The organism is Chitinophaga sp. HK235, assembly GCF_018255755.1.
Lineage (GTDB): Bacteria > Bacteroidota > Bacteroidia > Chitinophagales > Chitinophagaceae > Chitinophaga.
In genome coordinates, this window is record NZ_CP073766.1 from 4,511,210 (window position 1) to 4,535,785 (window position 24,576).

At 47.5% G+C, this 24,576-nt stretch carries 18 protein-coding genes and 1 tRNA gene; 12 read left to right on the top strand and 7 right to left on the bottom strand.

The window, feature by feature from the left end; translation table 11 throughout:
- The first annotated feature begins 3 nt into the window (after positions 1-3).
- The 5 genes from KD145_RS16470 (at position 4) to KD145_RS16490 (ending at position 4,966) form a co-directional block, all read left to right on the top strand.
- On the top strand, positions 4-1,122 hold the full coding sequence (locus KD145_RS16470) for a ThiF family adenylyltransferase (RefSeq protein WP_211999965.1): 1,119 nt from the start codon (positions 4-6) through the stop codon (positions 1,120-1,122).
- Between the two features lie 15 nt (positions 1,123-1,137).
- Positions 1,138-3,306: a 7TM diverse intracellular signaling domain-containing protein gene (locus KD145_RS32495; protein WP_211999966.1), complete on the top strand. Its 2,169-nt coding sequence runs from the start codon at positions 1,138-1,140 to the stop codon at positions 3,304-3,306.
- Positions 3,307-3,334: 28 nt separating this feature from the next.
- Positions 3,335-4,432, top strand: a complete 1,098-nt coding sequence (locus KD145_RS16480) for an ATP-binding protein (protein ID WP_211999967.1) — start codon at positions 3,335-3,337, stop codon at positions 4,430-4,432.
- Positions 4,416-4,835, top strand: a complete 420-nt coding sequence (locus tag KD145_RS16485; protein ID WP_211999968.1) for a two-component system response regulator — start codon at positions 4,416-4,418, stop codon at positions 4,833-4,835. Before KD145_RS16480 ends, KD145_RS16485 begins: the two co-directional genes overlap by 17 nt.
- 58 nt (positions 4,836-4,893) lie before the next feature.
- Positions 4,894-4,966 (top strand) — tRNA-Ala (locus KD145_RS16490).
- A gap of 77 nt (positions 4,967-5,043) precedes the next feature.
- On the opposite strand, the gene KD145_RS16495 is transcribed toward KD145_RS16490, so the two are convergent.
- The 6 genes from KD145_RS16495 to KD145_RS16520 are packed head-to-tail and all read right to left on the bottom strand — an operon-like array spanning position 5,044 to position 13,668.
- Entirely contained in the window at positions 5,044-6,171 is a 1,128-nt protein-coding gene (locus KD145_RS16495) for a hypothetical protein (protein ID WP_211999969.1), read from the bottom strand.
- A 38-nt stretch (positions 6,172-6,209) separates the two neighbouring features.
- Positions 6,210-7,796, bottom strand: coding sequence for a response regulator (locus KD145_RS16500; protein ID WP_211999971.1), 1,587 nt, complete (start codon positions 7,794-7,796; stop codon positions 6,210-6,212).
- 43 nt (positions 7,797-7,839) lie between these two features.
- Positions 7,840-8,421 carry a chemotaxis protein CheB gene (locus KD145_RS16505; protein WP_211999973.1) on the bottom strand — a complete coding sequence of 194 codons (582 nt, stop codon included), beginning with the start codon at positions 8,419-8,421 and terminating at the stop codon, positions 7,840-7,842.
- A 17-nt stretch (positions 8,422-8,438) separates the two neighbouring features.
- Positions 8,439-9,266, bottom strand: a complete 828-nt coding sequence (locus KD145_RS16510) for a protein-glutamate O-methyltransferase CheR (RefSeq protein WP_249219393.1) — start codon at positions 9,264-9,266, stop codon at positions 8,439-8,441.
- Positions 9,267-9,269: 3 nt separating this feature from the next.
- The gene (locus KD145_RS16515; RefSeq protein ID WP_211999975.1) at positions 9,270-9,644 is read right to left on the bottom strand and encodes a response regulator; all 375 of its coding nucleotides are present in this window, start codon (positions 9,642-9,644) and stop codon (positions 9,270-9,272) included.
- Between the two features lies 1 nt (position 9,645).
- Positions 9,646-13,668, bottom strand: a complete 4,023-nt coding sequence (locus KD145_RS16520; RefSeq protein WP_211999977.1) for a response regulator — start codon at positions 13,666-13,668, stop codon at positions 9,646-9,648.
- Between the two features lie 146 nt (positions 13,669-13,814).
- On the opposite strand from KD145_RS16520, the gene KD145_RS16525 reads away from it, so the two are divergent.
- Together KD145_RS16525 and KD145_RS16530 are read left to right on the top strand one after the other, a co-directional pair.
- Positions 13,815-14,231, top strand: coding sequence for a response regulator (locus KD145_RS16525; RefSeq protein ID WP_211999979.1), 417 nt, complete (start codon positions 13,815-13,817; stop codon positions 14,229-14,231).
- A 376-nt stretch (positions 14,232-14,607) separates the two neighbouring features.
- Entirely contained in the window at positions 14,608-16,902 is a 2,295-nt protein-coding gene (locus KD145_RS16530) for a hypothetical protein (protein ID WP_211999980.1), read from the top strand.
- A gap of 79 nt (positions 16,903-16,981) precedes the next feature.
- On the opposite strand, the gene KD145_RS16535 is transcribed toward KD145_RS16530, so the two are convergent.
- Positions 16,982-18,205, bottom strand: coding sequence for an ROK family protein (locus KD145_RS16535; RefSeq protein ID WP_249219395.1), 1,224 nt, complete (start codon positions 18,203-18,205; stop codon positions 16,982-16,984).
- Positions 18,206-18,417: 212 nt separating this feature from the next.
- Here KD145_RS16535 and KD145_RS16540 point away from each other — a divergent pair, with 212 nt between their 5' ends.
- From KD145_RS16540 to KD145_RS16560, 5 genes are read left to right on the top strand one after another with little or no spacing between them, the layout of a single operon-like run.
- Positions 18,418-20,280 (top strand): FAD-dependent oxidoreductase, encoded by a 1,863-nt coding sequence (locus KD145_RS16540; RefSeq protein ID WP_211999981.1) that lies wholly within the window; start codon positions 18,418-18,420, stop codon positions 20,278-20,280.
- 12 nt (positions 20,281-20,292) lie between these two features.
- A complete protein-coding gene (locus KD145_RS16545; RefSeq protein WP_113616645.1) occupies positions 20,293-21,225 on the top strand; it encodes a DUF4434 domain-containing protein in 933 nt (310 codons plus the stop codon).
- Positions 21,226-21,235: 10 nt separating this feature from the next.
- A complete protein-coding gene (locus KD145_RS16550) occupies positions 21,236-22,429 on the top strand; it encodes an AGE family epimerase/isomerase (RefSeq protein WP_211999982.1) in 1,194 nt (397 codons plus the stop codon).
- A 3-nt stretch (positions 22,430-22,432) separates the two neighbouring features.
- Entirely contained in the window at positions 22,433-23,674 is a 1,242-nt protein-coding gene (locus KD145_RS16555; RefSeq protein ID WP_211999986.1) for a sugar MFS transporter, read from the top strand.
- Entirely contained in the window at positions 23,671-24,564 is an 894-nt protein-coding gene (locus tag KD145_RS16560) for a DUF1501 domain-containing protein (RefSeq protein ID WP_211999987.1), read from the top strand. Before KD145_RS16555 ends, KD145_RS16560 begins: the two co-directional genes overlap by 4 nt.
- Positions 24,565-24,576: the final 12 nt, after the last annotated feature.

Consider the following 24,576-nt stretch of genomic DNA (forward strand, 5'->3'; position numbering starts at 1 on the left):
CCAATGAACAACGTATTAGTAGATGCTATTACAACGAGCAAACAACGAGCAACAGAAAGGGAAGTAAGATTTTTCAGATTACAGGACCCCATACAGCTGGAAGCCCTCACCCAACTGCTCCGGCAAAATACCGCTATCCAGGTGTTTGATGAAATACAAGCCCAACTGGCAGAGCTGATCCGCCTGCATCATCCCACAGAAAGATTATCTGAAACAGCCATCGCAGAACGTGTAGCCGCTCACCTCGGAGGTATAGCGCCCGCGGCCTATGGTGTATGGGTTTATTATCCCTGGTCCAGCCGTGTGGTACATATTCTGGATGAAGCAGAATTTATATACCTGCGGACCAGTCGCAACCAGCATAAGATCACCGAAGCAGAAAGGGAAACCCTGCAAACCAGGAAGATCGGCGTTATCGGCCTTTCTGTAGGCCAGTCCGTAGCACTGGCACTGGCTATTGAAAGACTGTGCGGAGAACTTCGTATAGCCGACTTCGATCAGCTCGATCTAAGCAATATGAACCGTATCCGTACCGGCGTACACAATGTAGGCATCCTTAAAACCGTGCTGGTGGCCCGGGAAATTGCAGAAATCGATCCTTTTCTGACTGTACACTGTTATGATAACGGCATCAACGACGACAATATCGACACTTTCCTTACCGAAGGGGGCAAACTCGACATTCTGGTAGAAGAATGTGATAGTCTGGACATCAAAATCCTTAGCCGCCAGAAAGCCAGGGAGCTGCAAATACCGGTAGTCATGGACACCAGCGACAGAGGAATGATCGATATAGAACGGTTTGATCTGCAGCCTGATTTACCTATATTGCATGGGCGTATTCCGGAACAGCTTACAGCAGCGCAGATCCGGAATATGCAGGGCCCTGAAAGAATGCAGCTGGTCGATAATATCGTCAACATCAGCGCCATGTCAACCAAAATGCAGGAATCCCTGAAAGAAATAGGTAAAAGTATAACTACCTGGCCCCAGCTGGCCTCGGCAGTTATGCTGGGCGGTGCCGCCATCGCCCATGTGTGCCGGGAAATGGCCCTTAACAAGCCCATTGTCTCTGGCCGCTACTATGTAGACCTTGAACAGATTTTTAACCAAGAAAAATGATCCGACTATAACGCCATGCGACTTCTGATAAGACCGGCATTTTACAAATTCGTATGCCTGTTACTGTTAGTAACGGTCCACTGGGTACCTGTTTGGGCAGATACCATCAATATCACCCCCAAACATCCCATCCAGCTGGCAGAATACAGCCAGCTGGAATATATGCTGGACCCCAGCGGGAAAATGGCTTTTCCGGAAGTGGAAAATTCGACAGCCTTTCAGAAGCTGCAAAAACAGATACCCAACTTCGGCCTCACCAAAGACGCCATCTGGCTACGGTTAACGGTCAGAAATAATACCAGCCGGCCGGAGCTGATGTTTAACGTCACCTACCCCATACTGGACCTGATCGACCTCTACTACCCCGATCAGCATAACCGGTACCAGGTGATCCCCGGTGGAGAACTACGGCCTTTTAAAAACAGGCCGGTCAACCACCAGAACTTTGTGTATAATATTAACATCCCTCCCGGCGAGTCTCAGACATTTTATGTGCGCATCCAAAGCCGCGAAGCTATTCTGATACCCATATACATCGGCACTGCGCGGGAGACCTATAAGAAGCTGTATAACGACGACCTGTTGCTCTCTATCTATATCGGCATCATCCTCGTTATGATATTCTACAATACCTTCATTTTCTTTTCTGTAAAAGACTGGAGTTATTTTTACTATATCCTCTACATCGCCTCTGTAGGACTGGCTCAGATATGCCTTCATGGATTCGGCTACCGCTTCTTCTGGCATGAAAACCTATACATCACCGAACAAAGTGTACTGTGGGCAGGCGCGCTCTCGGGCATCTCGGTGCTGATATTCGTGCAGAGTTTCCTCCATGTAAGGGAAAAAGCACCCTGGGCCTACCGTATACTAACGCTGTTTGTAATAGTGTATTCCAGCACCATCGTGTTGTCATTGCTGGGATTTTTCTCTGTCGCCTACGCGCTGATCGATTTTCTGGCTATCACCGGCGTGAGTTTTATCCTGTTGTTTGCCATTATGCAGGCGGTCAAACATTCAAGGACCGCTAAAATATTTGTACTGGCATGGACCATATTTATTCTGGCCATCATCTGTTTTGTGCTTAAAGATGTGGGCATCATCCCCTACAATATCTTTACCAGCCATATCATTGTGATCGGCTCCGCAATTGAAGTCATCCTACTGTCTTTCGCCCTGGCAGATAAAATCAATACCTTCAAGGCAGAAAAAGAAGCCTCACAGGCCATTGCCCTGGAGATCTCCAAAGAAAACGAACAACTGGTAAAAGAACAGAATATTATCCTGGAAGCCAAAGTCCAGGAAAGGACGGAAGAACTGCAAAACAGTAACCGCGACCTCAACATCGCGCTCACCAACCTGAAAGACACACAGACCAGACTGGTGGAAAAAGAGAAAATGGCGTCCCTCGGTCAGCTGACCGCCGGTATTGCCCACGAGATCAACAACCCGATCAACTTCGTCACCTCCAATATCAAACCACTGAAGCTGGATATTGCAGACCTGAAAGACCTGCTGACCCGCTACGATCAGCTAGCCGGCAGTACAGACATCAGCAAGGACCTGAAATCCATCGAACAGTTTAAGAAAGAAATAGATATCGACTATATCCACGAAGAAATATCTTCCCTCATCAAAGGCATTGAAGACGGGGCCGCCCGTACTGCCGAAATTGTGAAAGGACTCCGTACTTTCAGCCGACTCGATGAAAGCGAAGTAAAATCCATTGATATTCACGAGGGGATCGACTCCACACTGGTATTGCTCAGAAACGGTATTCCTCCCCATGTTAGCATCATTAAAAATTATGCGGAGCTGCCCAAAATAGAATGTTATGCAGGGAAAGTCAACCAGGTGTTTATGAATATTTTCTCCAATTCCCTCAATGCCATCAAAAGCAAAAAAGAGCAGCATAATGAATCTATCTCCATTACCACCGGACAGGAAAACGGCTTTATCACCATCCGTATCAAAGACACCGGTATTGGCATGTCTGAAGCGGTACAACAGAAAATATTCGATCCGTTCTTTACTACCAAGGATGTAGGGGAAGGCACAGGACTAGGACTGTCCATCGTTTTCAGCATTATAGAGAAACACAGGGGTAAAATCATTGTAAATTCCACCCCTGGAGAAGGAGCGGAATTTATTATATATTTACCTCTTAACATAGTTAATCATTAATCATCAATCTTAACCATAACGCCCTTTGATGAAAGAAAACCGCATTAGAATATTGTATATCGATGATGAGGTCCATAATCTGAATGCATTTAAGGCCAGCTTTCGTAGAAGTTATGAGATATATACCGCCAATTCTGCGCAGGAAGGCAAACAGTTGCTGAAAGAGATCGTAGTACATATCATCATAGCGGACCAGAAAATGCCGGTATCTACCGGGGTGGAATTCTTCAATGAAATAAAAGACACCCTTCCGGATCCCATGCGTATCCTGCTGACTGGCTATACTGATGTGGATGATATCATCGATGCCATTAACAAGGGTCATATTTTCTCCTATATCAAAAAACCCTGGGATGAAAATGAGCTGCATAAAACCATCAACAACGCGTATGAAATCTATCATACCCGCAGGCAGCTGAAAGAAAAAATCACGGAACTGGAGAAAACAAATGATGAACTGAACCGGTTTATCTATTCCACCTCCCACGACCTGCGTTCCCCGCTGATGTCTGTATTGGGCATTATCAACCTCTCAAGACTCGACAATTCAGTTGTAGACCCCAATGGCTACATCAACATGGTAGAGTCCTGTGTATTGAAACTCGACGGCTTTATCCAGAAGATCATTGAATACTACCGTAATTCCAGGCTGGAAATAGAATACGAAAGAATAAATTTCACCACCCTGCTGAATGACTGTATTACCGCCTTCCAGCCACAGAACACGGCTATCCGGTTCCACACCCAGGTAGATCAGGTGGCCGAATTCAGAGGCGACACCTTCCGGATCAGCGTTATTTTAAACAATCTTATTTCCAACGCTGTTAAATACCAGAAGCCGGACGAAGCCGAACCGATGGTCAATCTCTCTGTGAAAGTAGAGCCACACAAAGCCACCATCTGTATCCGGGACAATGGTATTGGTATCCTCAGTGAGCATCTGAACAATATCTTTAAAATGTTTTTCCGCTCCAAAAACAACAACAAACCTGGCAGCGGAATTGGTTTATACATTGTGAAAGAAGCCTTAAGCAAAATTGGCGGTACTATTAATGTAGAGTCCAAATACGGCGAAGGCACTCAATTTGAAATTACCATCCCCAACAGAAATGAATTCGATACCTGACCTGCGTGTCATATTGATAGATGACAATGAGATTGATTTATTGCTGCATGAGAAGTTGATCACCTTTCAACAAATCAGCAGAACGGTACTTTCATTTGTAAATGCCAACAAAGCACTGGAATTCTTATCTTCCAACATTGGCCTTCCCAGAATACCTCCTACCATCATACTGCTGGATATACAGATGCCCGAAATGGACGGCTTCGAATTTTTACAGGCATTCGATACCTATCCGCAGAAAATCAAGTCGCAATGCCATATCGTAATGGTATCTTCCTCCCTGGATTATGGCGATATTACCCGCACCAACGCCAATCCGCTGGTCATTAAATTATTGCGCAAACCCTTGTTACTAAAGGAATTAAAAGAAACAGTAGAAGGAATTTTTAAAGATTTTGTGTAAAAAATTTGTAATTCACGAAAATAATATATCTTTGCAATCCCGAAAGGGAAAATGACATGGGGGATTAGCTCATCTGGTAGAGCGCAAGCATGGCATGTTTGAGGTGAGCGGTTCGAGCCCGCTATCCTCCACCCAAAATAAAAAAACCGCGCAATGCGCGGTTTTTTTATTTTGGGTGCCCCAGGACTGAAGTCCTGGGCTGTTTTGGTCATTTTTGAAGCGCTGAGCGGATTGTTTTTAATTCAGCTTTTAATTCCTTGTTCTCCTTGTCCACCTGAATAAGATACAGTGTCAGCTCCTCCACTTTCTGCAATAACTTACTGTTCATCTCTTCCAGATCAATACCTTTTTCCTTTACAGTAGCTGCAGATGGAATACCCGGCAAATGCTGGTGTGTATTGACATATGTCTCTACTTCCTGTAAAGAAGGGAGCTGATAGTTTTTCGCAAACACAAAATCCGGCCAGTTCTGGTAGTTCTTTACCACTACCCTTTCAGCAATCATACTGCCGGCAACAGCCAACCGGTAACCTTTGGTATCATGCACGCCAATACCCACACCACCACCGTTGGGATTCAAAAACAAACTTCCATTTTCGGCGGTATTGGAAAAAGCCTGAATAAAGCCACTGTTATGCTGTCCGACGGAAATACCCATGCCTCCCTGAAATTTGGACGAAAAAAAGGTCATATGATGACCCGCAAATATAGACTCCTGCGTGGTAGGGGCAGTAACAGAAAATGCTCCCGATTTGGAGGTATTAACAATAACGGCATTCTGTGTCAGATCTAAGCTAGTTGGGATTTTACTGCCATTATCATCCACCAGCAAATTACCAGCTATTGTAATGGGATCCCCACTACTGAAGGGTGTTACTTCTGATACCTGCGACTCTTTTACGATTTCAAACGCTGAATTTTGTACATACCCGGTAAATGAAAATTCAGCCAGGGTGGAATTATTTTGAATAGAAACAGCCAGGTATTTAACGTCATTATATTTCAACGTCACCAACTGGGCGGGCTCGTTGTAACAGATCAGGCTTCCCCGATCGGAATTGTAGGCGGAAGCGGTGTTTACTTCGATGGTCCATTTACGGTTCCACGCTCCTTTATGCCCTCTGATAGCAGAAACTTTTCCCATCACAAAATACCCGTCCATCAGGTCATTGTCGTAGGACCTATGCAGCAAAAGGTAGTTAACAGCTGTAGCATCACCAGTATAGCCGGGAATCTGAATGTTAGTCCAATAGGTTCTAGTAGGGGAAGGAGTCTGGGCCTGGCCATCAGTCATAAAGGCTGCCAATAACAGCAGCATACATACAATTCTTTTCATGAAAGTATAGGTTTAAAATGAAATCGGGTTGTGGGTTATCAGATTGTGTTGGGCATTTTCGTTTGCTTTACAGGTAACACCATGATAAAGGATGTCCCTTCTCCTTCCACGCTGGTGGCTGTGATAATTCCCTGGTGTTTATCAATTACTTTTTTGGCAATGGCCAGGCCGATACCGGTGCCTTCATACAGATCAGCGTTATGCAGACGCTGAAAGATAGTGAATATCTTGGACAGGTATTTTTCGTTGAAGCCGATGCCATTGTCGCGGATAGTGATACGGCAATAGTTGCCATTTTCTTCCACAGCACTGTCTGCCGCATTGGTAGCTACCCTATCCGCCGAAATATGGATTTCGGGCGTACGGTCGTTGCGGGAAAATTTCAGGGCATTACTGATGATATTCTGGAATACCTGCCGGATCTGCCCAGGAACAGCTTCAATATGTGGTAATTTTTCTACACACACCACAGCATTCTTTTCGGTGATAGCCAGTTCCAGGTCACTGATAATCTCCTGTACCACCACATTGAGGTCAGTCATTTCGTATATGCTTGCAGCAGACAGGCGGGAATAATTCAACAGATCATTGATCAGTCTTGCCATCCGTTCGGAAGATCCTACGATCCTTTCCATGTAGGACATGGCATTGGGATCTGTTTGCAGAAACCGGTCGCGCACAATAGCGCCAAACAGCTGGATTTTGCGGAGTGGCTCCTTCAGGTCATGAGAGGCTACGGAAGCAAATTGCTGCAGATCGTGGTTACTGGCTTCCAGTGATTTGTTGATCTCAATCAGTTCTTCCGTCCTTTCTTTTACCTTCTGCTCCAGTATTTCATTGGCTTGCTTCTGCAGGGCGATATCGGTGAAGGTCCCGATCCACTTTACGATTTCGGGTCCTTCTTTTACGGGTGTGATACGCAGGAGATGACAGCGGTAGGAGTTGTCTGTTCTGTCTTTCAGGTATACTTCCTTTTCAAGTGGCATGCCGGCGCGAAGCGTTTGTTCCAGGCATTGCCGCATGGAATCGCCACCTGACAGTGTTTCCGGCAGCTGCTGCATATTGTCTGCATACTTGTACCAATTGCGGTTGACGTATTCTATCTGTCCGTCTGTGGTAACGGTAAAGGCTATCTGTGGTAATGCTTCCAGTGTGGTATGTAATTCATTCACTTTTTCACTCAGGGCTGCCTGAGCGAGTTTGCGCACTTCCACTTCGTCCTGTAATGACTGGTGTATCTGTTTCAGTTCCTGTGACTGCTGATACAGCCGGGAAAAGGTTTTCACCTTCATCAGCAGTACATCAGGATCTACAGGTTTGGTGAGATAATCGATTCCGCCGGAGTCGTAACCTTTTACGATAAAACGTTTTTCTTTGTTGACCGCGCTGAGGAAAATGATCGGGATGTCTTTTGCCTTGCTGTAGCCGGAAATGGCTTCGGCCACCTCAAAGCCGTCCATACTGGGCATTTGCACGTCCAGGATGATCAGCGTGTAGCTGTTTTTAAGTATTTTTTTCAGCGCCTCTTCACCCGACAAAGCGGTATCCACTTCAAACTTATACAGCTCCAACGTTTTCCTAATGGATAAAATATTCTCTGGCTTATCGTCTACAATCAGAATCATACACTAAAGATATTACGCAAGGTATATTTTCAATAACCATACCTCAACTGGTCATCATGCCGGCAAAACCGTTAATAAAAGCGGCCATGGCGGTGGCAGGCAGGATATGGTCTATAGGGGCAGTAAGGATGGCCTGTCTGGGCATTACGTCTACCGCGGCCGTATCGGGGTCCTGCACGACGGTGATACCGCCGGCATCATGTACGTCCATCAGTCCTTCTGCACCGTCTGTATTAGCGCCGGAAAGCAGGATGGCGGCCATCTTCTCCCCATAAGCCAGAGCAGCCGATGAGAACGTAACATCAATGCTGGGACGACTGAAATTCACCTTTTCCGAATAGTCCAGTGAGAAGGTGTGGTCCGTTTCCAGCAACAGGTGATAGTCTGCCGGCGCTATATAGATGGTGCCCGGCAGTAGTGTTTCCTTTTCTTCAGCCTCCTTAACGGTCAGCTGCGTTTTAGCCGATAACAGCTCTGTCAGCATAGAATCATAATGGTTTTGCCGGTGCAATACAATCACCACTGCGGCAGCAAGCTGTGGCATCAGGCCGGGCAACAACGTAAGGATGGCCTGCAGCCCTCCTGCAGAACCTCCTATCAACACAAGGCGGGAAGCCGTAGACATAAGGGTATACTACTTTATTACAGGTGATGTTTGCGCCAGATTTTTTCCTTGCTGTCCACTTGTTTGAACTGGCTGGCCACACTTGTGAAGTGAAGCGTTTCCTTACTTCCCAGTGCCAGGAAACCCAATGGCTCCAGGCTGTCGCAAAACAGGCGCAATACTTTATCCTGTAGGGTTTTATTGAAATAAATCAACACATTTCTGCAGATAATCAGCTGAAACTCATTAAAAGAGCCATCGGTGACAAGATTATGGGGAGAGAAGATAATTTTCTCCCCCAGGTCTTTTCTGAATTTAGCATATTCATAATTAGCCGTATAGTAGGAAGAAAAATCATGCAGCCCGCCAGCCTCCATGTAGTTACGGGAGTATTGCTGCATTTGCGAAATCGGAAAGATGCCGGTTCTTCCCTTCTCCAGCACGCTGGTATTAAGGTCTGTGGCATAGATGACTGACTTATGCAACAGATTGGCTTCCTTCAGCAAAATCGCAAATGAATACACTTCTTCTCCGGTAGAGCAGCCCGCATGCCATACCCGGATCAGCGGATAGGTGGCCAGCACCGGCAATACCTCCCGCCGGAGTGTATAGTAGAACTGCGGATCACGAAACATCTCTGTAACATTTACCGTGATCTCTTCCACAAAACGAAGCGCATAATCCGGATCAGACATAATACGATAGCGGAATTCCGCGAAACTGGGGAAACGGTCGGCCTGAAAAAGATGATTCACCCTCCTGTTGATGGAGGCAGGGGCATACTCGGTAAAATCGTACCCATAGCGCTCCAGCACATCATTCAGCAACATACTTACTTCTCTTTCACTTATGTGATTTCTGGTCACTTGTTAATCAGCTAAATATTGTTGTATCTGCGACAACAGCACATCTACATCAACAGGTTTTGAAATATAATTATCGGCGCCCGCCTGCAGACATTTTTCCCGGTCACCCACCATTGCCTGGGCAGTCACCGCTATAACAGGCAGCCTGCTGTTAGGGGCCTGGGCGCGCAAGGCGGCTATCGTTTCGTAACCATCCATATCGGGCATCATAATATCCATCAGTACTACGCCTACCTGGTGGTCTCCTGCCAGCAGCTCCAGGCCTTCAGCCCCGGAGGTAGCGGATATACAGGAAATACCTCTGGAACGTAACACTGCTTTGAGCGCAAAAATATTCCGCGCATCGTCATCAATGATTAATACTTTTTTCTGCTCCATATTATTTCATGCCTTTATCGTATAACCATACCCGTAGTAACGAAATCAACTGGTCTACGTCTACTGGTTTGGAGATGTAGTCAGAAGCTCCTGCCTTCAGGCATTTCTCCCGGTCGCCCATCATGGCTTTGGCCGTTACCGCTATTACCGGCAGTTGCGCCAGCGACGGCTGTGTGCGGATAGCAGCAATGGCATCGTAACCATCCATCTCCGGCATCATCATGTCCATCAGCACAATATCCACCGGATGTTCGCTCAATTGCTGCAAAGCTTCTTTTCCATCAACAGCAGAAAGTACCTTCATCTGATGTTTCTCCAGGGCCTTTGTCAACGAGAAGATATTACGCACGTCATCATCTGCAATCAATACGGTTTTATCTTTCAGCACTTCATTGAGCAACGACATTTTCCCGTTTACCATCGGCATCACCTGCTGACTGCTTTCAGATACCAGATGCAGAAACAGTGATACTTCATCGAGCATACGCTGATAGGAATGAGCAGTTTTCACCACAATAGAATCTGCGTACTGCCGTATCCGTTGTTCTTCTGCACGCGAAAGACTTTTACCGGTAAAGATGATGATGGGCAGATTTTCCAGCCCTTTGATCTCCTTCACTGTTTCCAGGGCTTCATAAGCCTGTTGGTCGGGTATGCCCATATCGAGAATTACACAATCTACATCCTGCTGTTGCAGCAGCTCCACTCCTTCCTGAACGGTATTGCTGATTTCAGAATTCACCTGATAGTTGCTGAGGAAGTAAGCCAGTGCTTTGGCATGTTTGGCATTCTCTTCCAGTATCAGCACTTTTTTGGTGGAACGTTGCAGCACAAACTCCATCTTTTCGAAGATGAGCTGCATACTTTCCATAGTAACCGGTTTGCTGATAAAGTCCACTGCGCCTTTCAGGAGGCTTTCCTTTTTAGCTTCCATGGAAGACATGATATGTACCGGTATCGGACGGGTGACCGGATCGTTTTTCAACTCTTCCATAACCTGCCAGCCATCCTTCACAGGCAGTTCTATATCCAGCAGAATCCCTATAGGCTTATATTTACGGGCCAGCTCCCCGGCCATATCGCCCCGTACGGTCACTACACCTTTATAGCCACGCTGACGCGTAAATTCCAGCAGGGCTTTAGCAAAGTAGGTATCATCTTCCACGATGAGAATAACCGCATCGCCGGGTTTTACAATATCACGGTCGTCTTGTATATCAGCAGGGATGCGGGTAGAGAGATAGGGTCCATGAGCTGGTTCTACTTCAGCCACAGCCGGTTCATACGGCGCTACCGGTGCCGGTGTGGGTAAGGGAACAACCGCTGCCATTTTTCGTGTAGCCGGTATCGTTACCACAAACTCACTGCCTTCCTCTTCATTACTATGCAGGGAGATATGTCCGCCCAGCAGTTTGGCCAGCTCACGACTGATAGATAGCCCCAGACCTGTACCACCATACTTGCGGCGGGTAGAGCCATCTGCCTGCTGGAAGGCTTCGAAGATCACCTGCTGCTTTTCACGTGGGATACCGATGCCTGTATCTTTCACGATAAAACGCACGGTACCGGGCACTTCTCCTGCCTGTACAGACAGTGTTACCGAACCTTTGCCCGTAAATTTAAGCGCGTTGGAAAGCAGGTTTTTCAATATCTGTTCCAGCCTAATCTGGTCTGTTTCAATAGCCTGCTGTAGCCCCGGCGCGGTGACCAGATTCAGCACCAGTCCCTTATCACGGGCGATAGGCTCAAACAGCGCCTGCATGTTGGACAGAATGTTACCCACATATACTTCATGATACTCCAGCTCCATTTTACCGGATTCAATCTTCGACAGGTCCAGTATCTCATCGATCAGTGTCAGCAGGCCTTTACCAGAAGAATTGATCACCTGTGCATATTCTATCTGGTCGTCGCTCAGGTTATGATCGTGGTTTTCTGAAAGCAACCTTGACAACAGCAGAATAGAATTCAGCGGTGTACGCAACTCATGCGACATATTAGCCAGGAACTCTGATTTGTACTTGGTACTGAGTGCCAGCTCTTCTGCTTTTCTATGAATTTCAAGATTACGTTCTACGATGATCTGGTTTTTCTCTTCCAGCATGCGGGTCCTTTCCTCCAGTTCAGCGTTGGATTGCATCAGTTCTTCCTGCTGTACTTTCAGTTCTTCTTCAGACACCTGTAGTTTCTGTGTCTGTGCTTCCAGTTCTACGTTGAGGCCTTCCAGTTCGCTGTGCTGTACCTGGAGTTCTTCTGCCTGTGACTGGGTTTCTTCCAGCAACTCCTGCAGCCTTGTGCGGCTACGGGTACTTTGTATGGCGACTGCAATGCTGACAGATGCCTGTTTCAGATAACTGAGCCCACTATCACTGAAAGGAAACAGAGAGCCTATTTCCACCACCCCTTCTGCAATACCGGCATGGATCAGTGGTATGATCAGCACATGTCCCGGCTGTGCGGCAGCGGTGCCGCCGGCGATATGCAGGAAGTTATCCGGCGCATCTTTGAGATAGATCGGTTCTCTTTGTTTCAATGCCTGTCCTACCAGGGTTTTACCTATAGAAATTACAGATGGTGCCGGGTATTGGTCAGACAAGGCATGGCCTGCAGAAAAGTGCAGATCTCCGTTTTGACGGATATACAACACTCCTGTTTGTCCGCCGGAATATTTTACCAGTTCTGCCAGCGCATCGTGGGTAAGCGATTCCATGTCTTGTTCTGAGAGCAGTGTTTCGTTGATATTGTTAAGGCCGGCCTGTACCCATATTGTCTTTTCATTTTCCTGACGGAATATTTTCAGGTCTGCTGCCATCTTCACCACAGCGTTGCCCAGCAGATCTTCAGTACTACGGGGCTGAACATCGATATTAAAGTTGCCTTTGCCGATGTTGTCTGCCGCCATAGCCAGTTGCTGTCCTGTTTTATCTATTTCTGTAAATGACTGAGCCAGGCTGCCGATGGCGTCTTTGGTATGAATGCCGGGGTCTACACCGCTGATGCCCCGGGCTATTTTTCCGGCAGCAGTCCTAAGTTTGTTCAGGCTTTCGGTGATGGTTTTGATGGTAAAGGAAACAAATGCCACCACCAGCGCCACGATGAGCACGAGGAATATGAGGTATTTTGTTTTGAGGTCATTTTCTTTTTTGGAAATGTTCCTTGCATCCTGGCCCACCTTTTCTACAATAGAGCGCTGCAGCTGTTTCAGCAGGTCTACGGCCATGCTGGAATTATCCCACCACGAGTCTGCATTAAAGAGTGTATCAATTTTTCTGCTATTGATAGTATTCCCGATAAAGTCGGTGGTGATGATAAACTCGCTTCTTTTTTCCATCTGCCGGAGGATGTTGGCGGTAGCGGGTGAAGCTTTATCAAGGAATTCGGCTCGCAGCGAGGAATACATATCGTTGTTGTTTTCGATACGTGAAAAATCATCGGGCGATACTTCTTTTTTGAGAATAAAGTAATAGATATCCATGCGGATCAAACCCTTATAGGCGGCCATCTGTGCCAGCAGGTATTGGGCATTAAGGTCCTGCTGCAGGGATTTCAGAATGGCAATATCGGGGGTATTGATACGGGCCAGGTTGTTCAGGCGGAAGATCAGGTTGGAATAATAATCCAGCACTTCCCGCTGAGGCATGCTTTTTTTATCGATGTCCTTCCTCTTTTTAGGCAGGGTATTGAGCAGGGAATAGGTAAAGAACTGGCTATCTGCAGCCAGCAGTTTACTTTTTACAGCATCAATCGCAAGGTCGGTTTTGGCCCTTTGCATCAGCAGGTCGTTGAGGACATTATTGCCCAAAGCGTAGTTCACACTATAGCGGCGTTCCAGATGTATCTCATCTGAAATCTTCATCATGGCAGTTGCGGTGTTAACATCCTGCAACAGGTTGTCGATACTACGGATATCAGCGTTTTGTTTATCGAATATCTGAATTCCGAAATAAATAAGGCATACCAGCGGAACAATCGCAATCAGGAACAATTTCCTGGGTAAGGGCAGCTGCATAAAAAATTTCTTCATGCGCCTGAGCTCGTTTAATTTTTTTTATAGAAATGAGATTACGGGTAAATAGCCCTGCAAACCGCGTACCTGGAGCAAGATCATTGTATGATAATGATAAGAAAATAACAACAAAATCCTAAATTTGTCTTTATTCTAAATATCATATGCTGAGCAGTTGTAAATATACCTCCGTACTTTTAGTTGATGATGATGTGGATGACAGGATGATATTTGGCGATGTGCTAAAAGAACTGGTGCCGGATATTATTTACAATGAAGCCATCAACGGTGAAGATGCCCTGGAGAGGCTGGGGAACGGCCTTGTTCCTGATCTCATCTTCCTGGACCTGAACATGCCTCGTATAAACGGAAAGCAGTTCCTCGCTGAAATACGGCAGATTGATCATCTCAAACATATCCCGGTTATTATCTACACAACTTCCTCTCACGAATCTGATAAAAGAGAGACCCGCGAACTGGGGGCGGCTTATTTTATCACCAAGCCCAATAGCCTGCATGAGCTCAACCAGCTCCTCAAGGGCATTCTGGAGCATACCATCCAATACACGCTGAAGTCATAACACAAAAAAGGCCTTGCAAAGAATTGCATGGCCGGATGATAATTATTGTTAAGATATAATTTGGCTGTTGTCAGTCAACAGCAATGATTATTGTTGAAATTCCTTGTTACCAGTCTTTTTATACGGATTTAATATCAGGTACAATACGCATCCAGTGGAGGCATAGGGCCAGGATAAAATTTCATATAACACAAATGGAGGCATAGTACTGCCAGGTATTCCCGTATTACCTGTCTACAGCGGGTTACACACTACCTTCGCTACATTCAGAACCCAATAAATATATATAAACGTTTTTAATATCCAGAAATTATTTACCGGTGCTGAATAACCTGCTTCAATATTAATAAATTGCACGTTCTAATCATTTGGTGTTATGAATCTGGAAGAACTGGAAAAGCTATATAATGAACAGGCATATACGGTAGCAATCATTCAGCTTGAAGCATACCTGGAGGAGCATCCGGCCGAAGCGGCCGCATGGCATCTGATGGGCTTGTGCAAGCTGGAAATAGCCAAGGCTGAAGATGAAAGGGATGAGATGATAGCAGAATATCACACCGCTTACGAAGCATTCAGCAAAGCGCTGGAATATAATCCTCAGCATATACAGGCCCGTGTGCATCGCGCTTATATGGGCGCCAATGTGATGGGTGATAAAACAGCAGAAACACTTAGTGACTGTCAGATCATCATGGATAGTGGTGACGAGGAACTGATCACCAGGGCCCTGCTGTATCGTTTTCAGATATGGATATTGGAAAATGAAACAGACAAAGCACTGGAAGATATCCACAGAAGTCTGGAAATTTATCATTCCCTTTATCAGGACGACCTTCCTCAGTTAAACGTGGCCAAATTCCAGTGTTATACCCGCATCGGCGACGTATATTATCACAACGATAACAAACCCGTAGCGCTGGACTACTACCGGCAGGCATTCCAATGCACAGTATATAACAACAGGACACTCTCTACGTTGCATTTTGCCCTCGAAATGGCAGATTACGACTTCGCTGCAGATATGCTGCATATCATGAGTACAGCCGGCGAACATCCGGAAGATGATATGCTGAAGATCCTGCAGAAAGTAAAAGCACTGCTGGACCAGGGTGTACGTCATTCTGCCCTGGCCAGAGAGTATTGCTGGGGTACTATCGACTTCTGGAATCAGTTTTATGGAGATGATGATGCAGAAGGTACACTGGAACAGATATCCACCGGTAAACGCTTTATTGCCCTTTATCCGGAAGAGAGTTATTTCTATCACTTCACCGGCACGGCCCTCTTTAATATCGGCAGCTTCAGCGAAGCATTGCCCTATTACGAAAAAGCCATCGCCATCAGGCCTTATCCGTCCAGTATCATCCGGTGGTATTATGCCTATTACAAAACACAGGGCAAACTCCCCGAAGGCTGGCCCGACACGGATTACAGCATTGCCTATGACTGGTATTCCGCCGGCGTTGTCTGTAGTGAACTGATACAGCAGGAACAAAATGCAGATGCCCGTAAGGCATTAACACAACTGAAAAAATTTCTCTACCAGAAAGCCTTTTCTCTTTATTACCCTTACTGGTATGAAAATACCGGTTCTTCCTATGCCGGCCACCCACATCATTTTGCGATGTGCTGCAACAACTACGGCATCACCCTGTTTGAGCTGGGCTCCTACGAAGAAGCCATCCATATACACAGTGTTGGTTACAACATGTCACCTTTCTGGGAACAGCTGGAGTCCAGAGCCGATGCTTTCCATCAGCTGGGAAAATATGCAGAAGCCGTAGCAGACCGTCAGCTGATCCTGAGCAATTTTATCTCTACCCTTCCGCTGGTATATTACGTATCTATCCACGAACGCGTTATCGAAGACCTCACCACACTGGAGCGTTTCGATGAAGCCCTTGCCCTGTATAGCAAGATACTGGCCGAATATGAGGAATGGATTGCCGTTGATATGGAAGAACTGGAGAAAGAAGAAAAAGATATCATCATCTATAACATAGACCGCATCAAAACCGGCAGGGCTTTCATCAAAACCAACAGCCAGGACGATCTCAGCGAACGTATACAGGCTCTGGAAAAACACCTGGAAGAAAAACCGGATGACAGCGATGCCTACTTCAACCTGATGTACCTGTATTTTGATAATGCCCAATACGAACACTGTATCGGTGCTGTCAATAATCGTATATCCATTGGCGGTATACAGCGTTTACCACTGGTTTCGCAGATGAAGATCTATTATTTCCGTGGTAAGGCTGCACTGAAGCTGGAGAGATATGCCGCCGCCATCCAGGATATGCTGCAAACACTGGAGATCATGGCCAATGGTGACGAATCTGATAATTCACCCAACAACCGTTGCGGCGTATATGCGTACCTGGCAGAAGCGTATCTCGGGCTGCATGATCATGACAACAGCCTGATGTATTGCAACCAATGCACAGAGATCTATAAAAGCATGAACTGGGGCTGGGATGCCGAGTCTTCTGTATTTCATTTCACGATGGCACTGGCTCAGGAAGGAAAAGGAGACCTGAGCGCCTGCAAAAAAACCATTGACCGTATTCTTGAAAACGATCCTGGTTTTCAGCCGGCCCTGAGTAAAAAAGCAGCGCTTAAAAACAACGGCGGACTGTTTTCATTCCTAAGAAAAAAGAAAGACTAGTTTCATACAAATCGCATAAAATAATAAGGCGCAGAAGGATTTGAAACCTTTGCGCCTTATTATTTATACTATCTGTGGACTAATTAATCAGCACTTTGTTGCGCACCAGCAGGCAGGCGCCAATAATACCAGCTCGCTCACCCAGACTGGATATCCGCAGTTTGGTATCATTATTCACGAGGCTGAGTGAGTATTTGTTGACAGCGCTTTTAATGGGTAACCGGATATAATCCTGTGTGGCAGCCAGGCTTCCGCCCAGTATTACCAGTTCAGGATTGAAGATATTGATCAGCAGCGCAATCCCACGGCCCAGGTTCTCTCCTATTTTGGCAATCAGTTCGATGGCCAGCACATCGTCGTGAATGGCGGCATCGATAATATCTTCCAGCTGTATACTGCCAGGGGCACCGTGTTTGCGGGAGAGCATGGAAGAAGAACCTTCCTGCAGTCTGTCCTGGAACATGCGGGTGAGGGCCCATCCGGAGGCTTCGGTTTCGAGACAACCTTTTTTTCCACAGTGGCAGATGATTTCATTATCAAACAGCGGAATATGTCCCACTTCACCACTATAGCCTGATTTACCGTAATACAGCTGCCCATCTATCAATACGCCCATACCAATACCATAGTCGAGGTTCAGGAAAAGCACATTGCGCTCACCGTGAACGGTATCCGAACAAAATTCGCCGTAGGCCATAGCACGGGAGTCGTTTTCCAGGAATACCCGGATACCTAATTTCGTTTCGATGATTTTGCTGAGTGGTTCTTCATCGAAATAGAAAAAGCTGTAACTGTAGCCGGTAGCATAGTTGATGCGGCCGGACAGGTTGATGCCGATGCCCAGGATTTTTTCACGGGGCACGGGCAGACCATTGATAAAATTGCTGATGAGTACACAGAGTTCTTCCAGCGAAGCCTTGTTGTTGTCCAGTTTATAAGGGATGCCTTCTTCCGTGCAGACCAGGTTTTTCTGCAGGTCAGACAGTCCGAGGTTCAGGTGATGTTGTTTCACATCTACACCGATAAAAAAAGCGGAGTCGGGCACCAGTCCGTACAGATTGGGTTTCCGGCCGCCGGTGGATTCTACTTTGCCATAATCTTTTACCAGTCCGTCCTGTATAAGATCGTTGAGCAGGGTGGTTACTTTGGGGGCGCTGAGGTTAAGTTGTTTGCACATGTCGGCGATGGTGGCATTGCCGATGTTGGCGAAGTAGGCCAGAGCGGCCTTCTTCAAGTTAATATTTTTATAGGCTACCCCGGTAACATTGTCATTGTTCAGTTCTTCGAAAAAGGTCTTACCCATATGCAGTGTGTGCTTTACATGAATGAAGGGCTCAATTTAATAACGTTATTCTTAATAATTATTAAAAGAGGGGCCGCAAAAATCGATTATTTAAATAAACATTTCATATTTCAAAAAATATTTTATTATTTAACAAGAATAAATAAATTTTATTAATTAGTATTATTGGTTACTAAAATAATTTTTTATTTTGGTTACCCATCCCGTTCTTTATGACCTTACTAAGAAAACTTTTTATCAGCCAACTGCTCTGTTTCCTTACCTGGAGCCTCAGCGCACAACAATTGCAGACAGATCTGCTCATCATCGGCGGCGGCGCCAGCGGCACCACTGCCGGCATACAGGCCGCCCGCATGGGCATCAACACCACCATCCTTGAAGAAACAACCTGGCTCGGCGGAATGCTTACCTCCGCAGGCGTTTCCGCCATCGATGGCAACAATGCCCTCCCCTCCGGCCTCTGGGGCGAATTCAGGGAACAGCTCCATCAGCACTATGGCGGCCCTAAAGCAGTGGCCACTGGCTGGGTCAGCAACACCCTCTTTGAACCATCTGTAGGCAACAATATCCTGCAGGCAATGGCCGCTAAAGAAAATAATCTGCATATCCACTTCAATACCCGGTGGACCGGCGTCAGCAAACAAAACGGTAAATGGCGTGTCAGTTTTATCCGCAATAACCAACCCGGCACCATAGAAGCCAAAATCCTGATAGACGCCACTGAACTTGGTGACATCATGGCTGCCACCCGCACCCCTTACAGCACCGGCATGGACAGCCGCCTGCAAACCGGAGAAGCGGTGGCCCCGCTTAAAGCCAACAACTATATCCAGGTGCTCACTTATGTGGTCACACTCAAAGACTACGGCAAAAATGCCGATAAAACCATCCCACGCCCCGCTGGCTATCAGCCCGATATCTTCCGCTGCTGCTGCGCCGGCTCAGATCCTTACGGCAGCAACAACGGCAAAATGAACTGCGACTTTATGATGCAGTACGGTAAACTGCCCAACAACAAATACATGATTAACTGGCCCGGCTGCGGTAACGACTATCCGCTCAATGTCATCGAAATGAACAGGGAAGCCCGCACCGAAGCCCTTAAAAAGGCGAAACTGCATACCCTCCGTTATCTCTACTACCTGCAAACCGAACTGGGATACAAAAATCTGGGCATCGCCGATGATGAATATCCTACTGATGATAAACTGCCCATGATCCCTTACTACCGGGAAGCGCGGCGTCTCAAAGGCATCACCACCCTCACTTTCAACCATGTAGCCAAACCTTTCGACCAACCGGAAGCCTATTATCGTACAGGCATTGCCGTGGGAGATTATCCTATCGACCATCACCAGGAGAAAGATCCCGCCGTACCTAAAATAGATTTCTCCAAAGCCAAAGTTCCTTCCTATAATATTCCACTGGGTTCCCTGATACCAGCGCAAACAGAAGATCTGATTGTAGCAGAAAAAAGCATCAGTGTCACCAATATCGTTAATGGTGCTACCCGTCTGCAACCAGTGGTATTACAGCTGGGTCAGGCTGCCGGCGCACTTGCGGCCATCGCCCTGCAACAACAGCTGCCACCCCGCAAGGTAGCCGTACGGAGTGTACAGCAGGCACTCCTCAAAGCCGGTGTATATCTGATGCCCTATATAGATGTAACCAAAGAAAATCCGCATTTTAACGCGATACAACGTATAGGCACCACCGGTATCCTCAGAGGGTTTGGCGTGCCATACACCTGGGCCAACCAAACCTGGTTTTATCCGCAACGTCCTGTCAGCGAATATGAGTTCACCCAGGGTCTGCTCACCTATTACCCGGCAGCCCGGCGGCTGACACCTACCGGCCAGGACCTCACACCGGCTTTTATGGTCCAGGCATTTCAGGCTGCCGGCGCCACCGGCATCACCTACGAAAAAATGGCCGAAGCCTGGCAACAGCTGCAGTTCAGCACTGCCATCAGCAACAACCTTTCACTCAACCGGGAAATGGCCGCTGTACTCACCGACCACTTCCTGCATCCTTTTGATATTCCCGTGACCTTTACCGGCACCCTTCAACCATAAATCAGCAACAACATGAAAATAACAGGTACCTTCCTCGACGAAATCAGCCACGACATCCCCCACCAGAACTGGGGCCGCGCAGAATGGGACGCCGACTTCTCCCATATGAAAGCTATCGGCATAGACACCGTATTCCTTATCAGAAGCGGCTTCCAACGCTGGCTCACCTATCCATCCCAGGTGGTTATGAAAGAAGAAGGCGGCTACGAACCTCCGGTAGACCTCGTGAAAATGTTCCTGGAACTGGCCGACAAACATCATATGAAGTTTTACTTCGGCCTCTACGACTCCGGTAAATACTGGTGGAAAGGCGATTTCCAGAAAGAAGTGGACATCAACCTGAAAGTGATTGATGAAGTATGGAAAAAATATGGCCACTACAAATCCTTCCAGGGCTGGTACCTTACCCAGGAAGTGAGCAGGCGCACCGGCAAAGTGATTGATCTGTATGCCAAATTGGGCAAACATTGCAAAGACATTTCCAACAACCTCCCTACACTGATATCTCCCTGGATAGACGGCAAAAAGGCTGTCATGGCCGCTTCTTCCACCATCACCAGAGAAGATGCCGTTTCCCTGAAACAACACGAATCAGAATGGAGTGAAATATTCGACGGTATCAAAGGCGTAGTAGACGCAGTAGCCTTCCAGGACGGCCACATCGAATTCCACGAACTACCCGACTTCTTCGCCGTCAACAAAAAAATGGCAGATAAATACGGCATCCAGTGCTGGACCAACGCGGAATCCTTCGACCGCGACATGCCTATCAAATTTATGCCCATCAAGTTCGAAAAATTACGCATGAAGCTGGAAGCCGCGCGCAAAGCCGGTTATGACAAGGCCATCACCTTCGAGTTCTCGCACTTCATGAGTCCACAGTCTGCCTACCTGCAGGCCGGTCATCTGTACAACCGCTACAAAGAATACCTCAAAACCCTTTAAACAGAGAACAATGACATTTCATGAGTATGCCACGTTATATCAGAACAACCTCTTAAACGACGTAGTACCGTTCTGGTTACAACATTCGCCGGACAAAGAATACGGCGGCTATTTCACTTGCCTCGACCGGGAAGGCAAAGTCTTCGACACTGATAAATTCATCTGGCTGCAATGCCGCGAAGTATGGTGTTTCAGCATGCTCTACAACAAAGTGGAGAAAAAACAGGAATGGCTGGACATGGCTGTCCAGGGTGCCGAATTCCTGAAAAAACACGGACGCGACAAAGAAGGTAACTGGTACTTCTCCCTCACCCGTACCGGAGCGCCGCTGATAGCGCCTTACAACATCTTTTCAGACTGTTTCGCTGCCATGGCCTTCGGCCAGCTGTATCAGGCCACCGGCAATGCCGACTACAGCCACATTGCCATCACTACCTTTCACAACATCCTCAAAAGACAGGACAATCCCAAAGGACACTATTCCAAAGCCATGCCCGGCACCCGGCCCCTGCAGAACTTCGCACTGCCCATGATCCTCTGCAACCTCGTGCTGGAAATGGAGACCCTGCTGGATGCACAGCTGGTCGAAAACACCATCCAACAGGGTATCCATACCGTGATGGATGTTTTTTACCAGAAGGATACCGGCCTGATCATGGAAAACATCACCCCGGAAGGACTACTGTCAGACTCTTTCGAAGGACGCCTCCTCAACCCCGGCCACGGCCTGGAAGCCATGTGGTTTGTAATGGACCTGGCTACCCGCAGCAATGACCAGGCACTGATCACCAAAGCCAAAGACATCACCCTCAGCCTCCTGGAACACGGATGGGACCAGCAATACGGCGGCATCTTCTACTTCCTCGATGTGAAGGGGTATCCTCCGCAACAACTGGAATGGGACCAGAAGCTGTGGTGGGTGCATATAGAAACTATTATCAGCCTCCTGAAAGGTTTCCTCCATACCGGCGACGAAAAATGCTGGCAATGGTTCGAAAAAGTACATGATTATACCTGGAAACATTTCCCTGATCCTGAAAATGGTGAATGGTTTGGTTATCTTAACAGGCAGGGCCAGCCGCTGCTTCCGCTCAAAGGCGGGAAATGGAAAGGCTGTTTCCATGTGCCGAGAGGCCTTTATCAAAGCTGGAATACGCTGCAGCAGATCGCAGCCAAACATGCATTATCCACTCAACCAAAATAATTTATGGCGGTAATATCCACTACAAACCAGGTACAGACCACGGTCTCCGGCAGCAAACAGTCGTATATGCCAGCCCTTATTTCGCTGGCAGTACTTTACTTTATGATGGGCTTCATCACCTGCCTCAACGACACACTGGTACCCTTTTTCAAGAAAGGCTTCACCCTGAGTTATTCACAGTCCTCGCTGGTACAGTTCTATTTTTTTCTTACCTATGGCATCATGTCTGTTCCAGCCGGAAGGATCGTGAGCCGTACCGGCTACAAGAAAGGAATGGTGCTGGGCTTCGCCATTGCGGCCGTGGGAGGATTACTGTTTTACCCGGCTTCGGTGTATCATCAATATATGCTGTTTCTGGCTGCCTTGTTTGTGATCGCTATTGGGATTGTATTGTTACAGGTGGCTGCCAATCCATATATCACGGCACTGGGACCGGCCCATACCGCTTCAGCCCGACTTACCCTGATACAGGGCGTAGGCTCTTTGGGCACCACTGTAGCTCCTCTTTTCGGTGCTCATTTTATCCTCGCCAGGCTGGAGGAATCTCATGCCTCCAGTGAGGCCGTACGTTATCCTTACCTGGGTATCGCAACATTGTTGCTACTGATTGCTTTCGCCGTTTCCCGTTTAGCCCTTCCCGTTATCAGCACAGCCGGTAATGACCAGGGCTCCGGAGAGAGCAGGGGCATTTTTTCATATCGTAACCTGCGCTTCGGCATCATCGGCATTTTCGTGTATGTGGGAGCAGAAGTATCCATCGGCACATTCCTTACCAACTACATCGTGGACCTGCTGGGCATCCCGGAAAATGTAGCCAACAACTATGTAGCTTTTTACTGGGGAGGCATGCTGGTAGGGCGTTTGCTGGGCGCCGGCCTCCTGCGTGTTTTACCGCCGCCGAGAGTGCTGGCCGTATGTGCAGTGGGTGCTGTATTGCTGGTATTGCTGTCAGTAAGTACTACAGGCTATGTGGCGGTATGGAGCATGATTGCTGTTGGATTGTGTAATGCGATCATGTTTGCCACGATCTTTTCCCTTTCCGTGGAAGGTGTAGGCAAACACACCACTACAGCCTCCGGCCTGCTGTCTACCGCCATCTGCGGAGGGGCTATCATCTCCTTTGCACAAGGTTTTCTGAAGGACCATGCCAGCTGGCAGGTGGCTTTCCTCATTCCGGTAGTATGTTATCTCTATATTCTGTTTTATGGTCTCAACGGCTATAAGGCGCAAAAAACAACGGCATGAAGCGCAGAGACTTTTTAAAACAATCGGGTATGGCCTCAGGTATGATGCTGCTGCCTGGTTTTGTACATGCGGCCATGGCAAAGACCTCTCAGCCAGCTACCCGCCGGGTAGTATTTATACAGCTGATGGGGGGCAATGATGGACTGAATACGGTTATTCCCTACCGGCAGGAAATGTATTACCAGCAACGGCCTCTGCTGGCCATCCCGGCGGAGGAAGTATTACCTGTCACCGCCGAATGGGGCTTTAACCCTGCTTTGCGGGAGCTGCTGCCATTTTATGAAAAGCAGCAGCTGTTGGTATTGCAACAGGTAGGTTATCCTGATACCGACACTTCTCACTATCATTCCAGCCAGATATGGCGTACCGGCTGTTTACAAGGCCAGGAAGCCAACCGCTGGCTTCCTGCTACGGTCCCGGTAACCGATTATGGCACTGCTGATTTCGGCCCCACGCTGGAACATATCGCCAGCCAGATCGGCAAAGGAGATCCTACACAAGTGTACCACCTCGCCCTGGATGGTTTTGATACCCACCAGTTTCAGCGGGTACAGCAAGACCTGCTGCTGGCCACCTATGCACAGGGTGTCAGCACTTTCCTGCATGCCCTCCGGCGCAATGGCCAGCTGGATAACACCCTGGTAGTAACCTGGTCTGAATTCGGCCGTAGTGTATCACAGAATATCCGCCAGGGCACCGATCATGGGCATGGCAACCAGGTATATATCTTCGGTAGCCGGCTGCGCCAATGGGGTATCCAGCCCTGCACACTTAATGGCGGGGAGCTGTCCGTACGTACCGATTTCAGGAGTTTGTACGCCACCATTGGCAGTAAGTGGCTGGGAGTAGCCATAACCGCTGATTTCCAGGATGGATTGCAGATAGTATAATAACTACCTATC

Coding starts and splice junctions, on each gene's coding strand:
- KD145_RS16470 (WP_211999965.1), top strand. CDS start 4: ATGAACAACGTATTAGTAGATGCTATTACAACGAGCAAACAACGAGCA.
- KD145_RS32495 (WP_211999966.1), top strand. CDS start 1,138: ATGCGACTTCTGATAAGACCGGCATTTTACAAATTCGTATGCCTGTTA.
- KD145_RS16480 (WP_211999967.1), top strand. CDS start 3,335: ATGAAAGAAAACCGCATTAGAATATTGTATATCGATGATGAGGTCCAT.
- KD145_RS16485 (WP_211999968.1), top strand. CDS start 4,416: ATGAATTCGATACCTGACCTGCGTGTCATATTGATAGATGACAATGAG.
- KD145_RS16495 (WP_211999969.1), bottom strand. CDS start 6,171: ATGAAAAGAATTGTATGTATGCTGCTGTTATTGGCAGCCTTTATGACT.
- KD145_RS16500 (WP_211999971.1), bottom strand. CDS start 7,796: ATGATTCTGATTGTAGACGATAAGCCAGAGAATATTTTATCCATTAGG.
- KD145_RS16505 (WP_211999973.1), bottom strand. CDS start 8,421: ATGTCTACGGCTTCCCGCCTTGTGTTGATAGGAGGTTCTGCAGGAGGG.
- KD145_RS16515 (WP_211999975.1), bottom strand. CDS start 9,644: ATGGAGCAGAAAAAAGTATTAATCATTGATGACGATGCGCGGAATATT.
- KD145_RS16520 (WP_211999977.1), bottom strand. CDS start 13,668: ATGAAGAAATTTTTTATGCAGCTGCCCTTACCCAGGAAATTGTTCCTG.
- KD145_RS16525 (WP_211999979.1), top strand. CDS start 13,815: ATGCTGAGCAGTTGTAAATATACCTCCGTACTTTTAGTTGATGATGAT.
- KD145_RS16530 (WP_211999980.1), top strand. CDS start 14,608: ATGAATCTGGAAGAACTGGAAAAGCTATATAATGAACAGGCATATACG.
- KD145_RS16535 (WP_249219395.1), bottom strand. CDS start 18,205: ATGGGTAAGACCTTTTTCGAAGAACTGAACAATGACAATGTTACCGGG.
- KD145_RS16540 (WP_211999981.1), top strand. CDS start 18,418: ATGACCTTACTAAGAAAACTTTTTATCAGCCAACTGCTCTGTTTCCTT.
- KD145_RS16545 (WP_113616645.1), top strand. CDS start 20,293: ATGAAAATAACAGGTACCTTCCTCGACGAAATCAGCCACGACATCCCC.
- KD145_RS16550 (WP_211999982.1), top strand. CDS start 21,236: ATGACATTTCATGAGTATGCCACGTTATATCAGAACAACCTCTTAAAC.
- KD145_RS16555 (WP_211999986.1), top strand. CDS start 22,433: ATGGCGGTAATATCCACTACAAACCAGGTACAGACCACGGTCTCCGGC.
- KD145_RS16560 (WP_211999987.1), top strand. CDS start 23,671: ATGAAGCGCAGAGACTTTTTAAAACAATCGGGTATGGCCTCAGGTATG.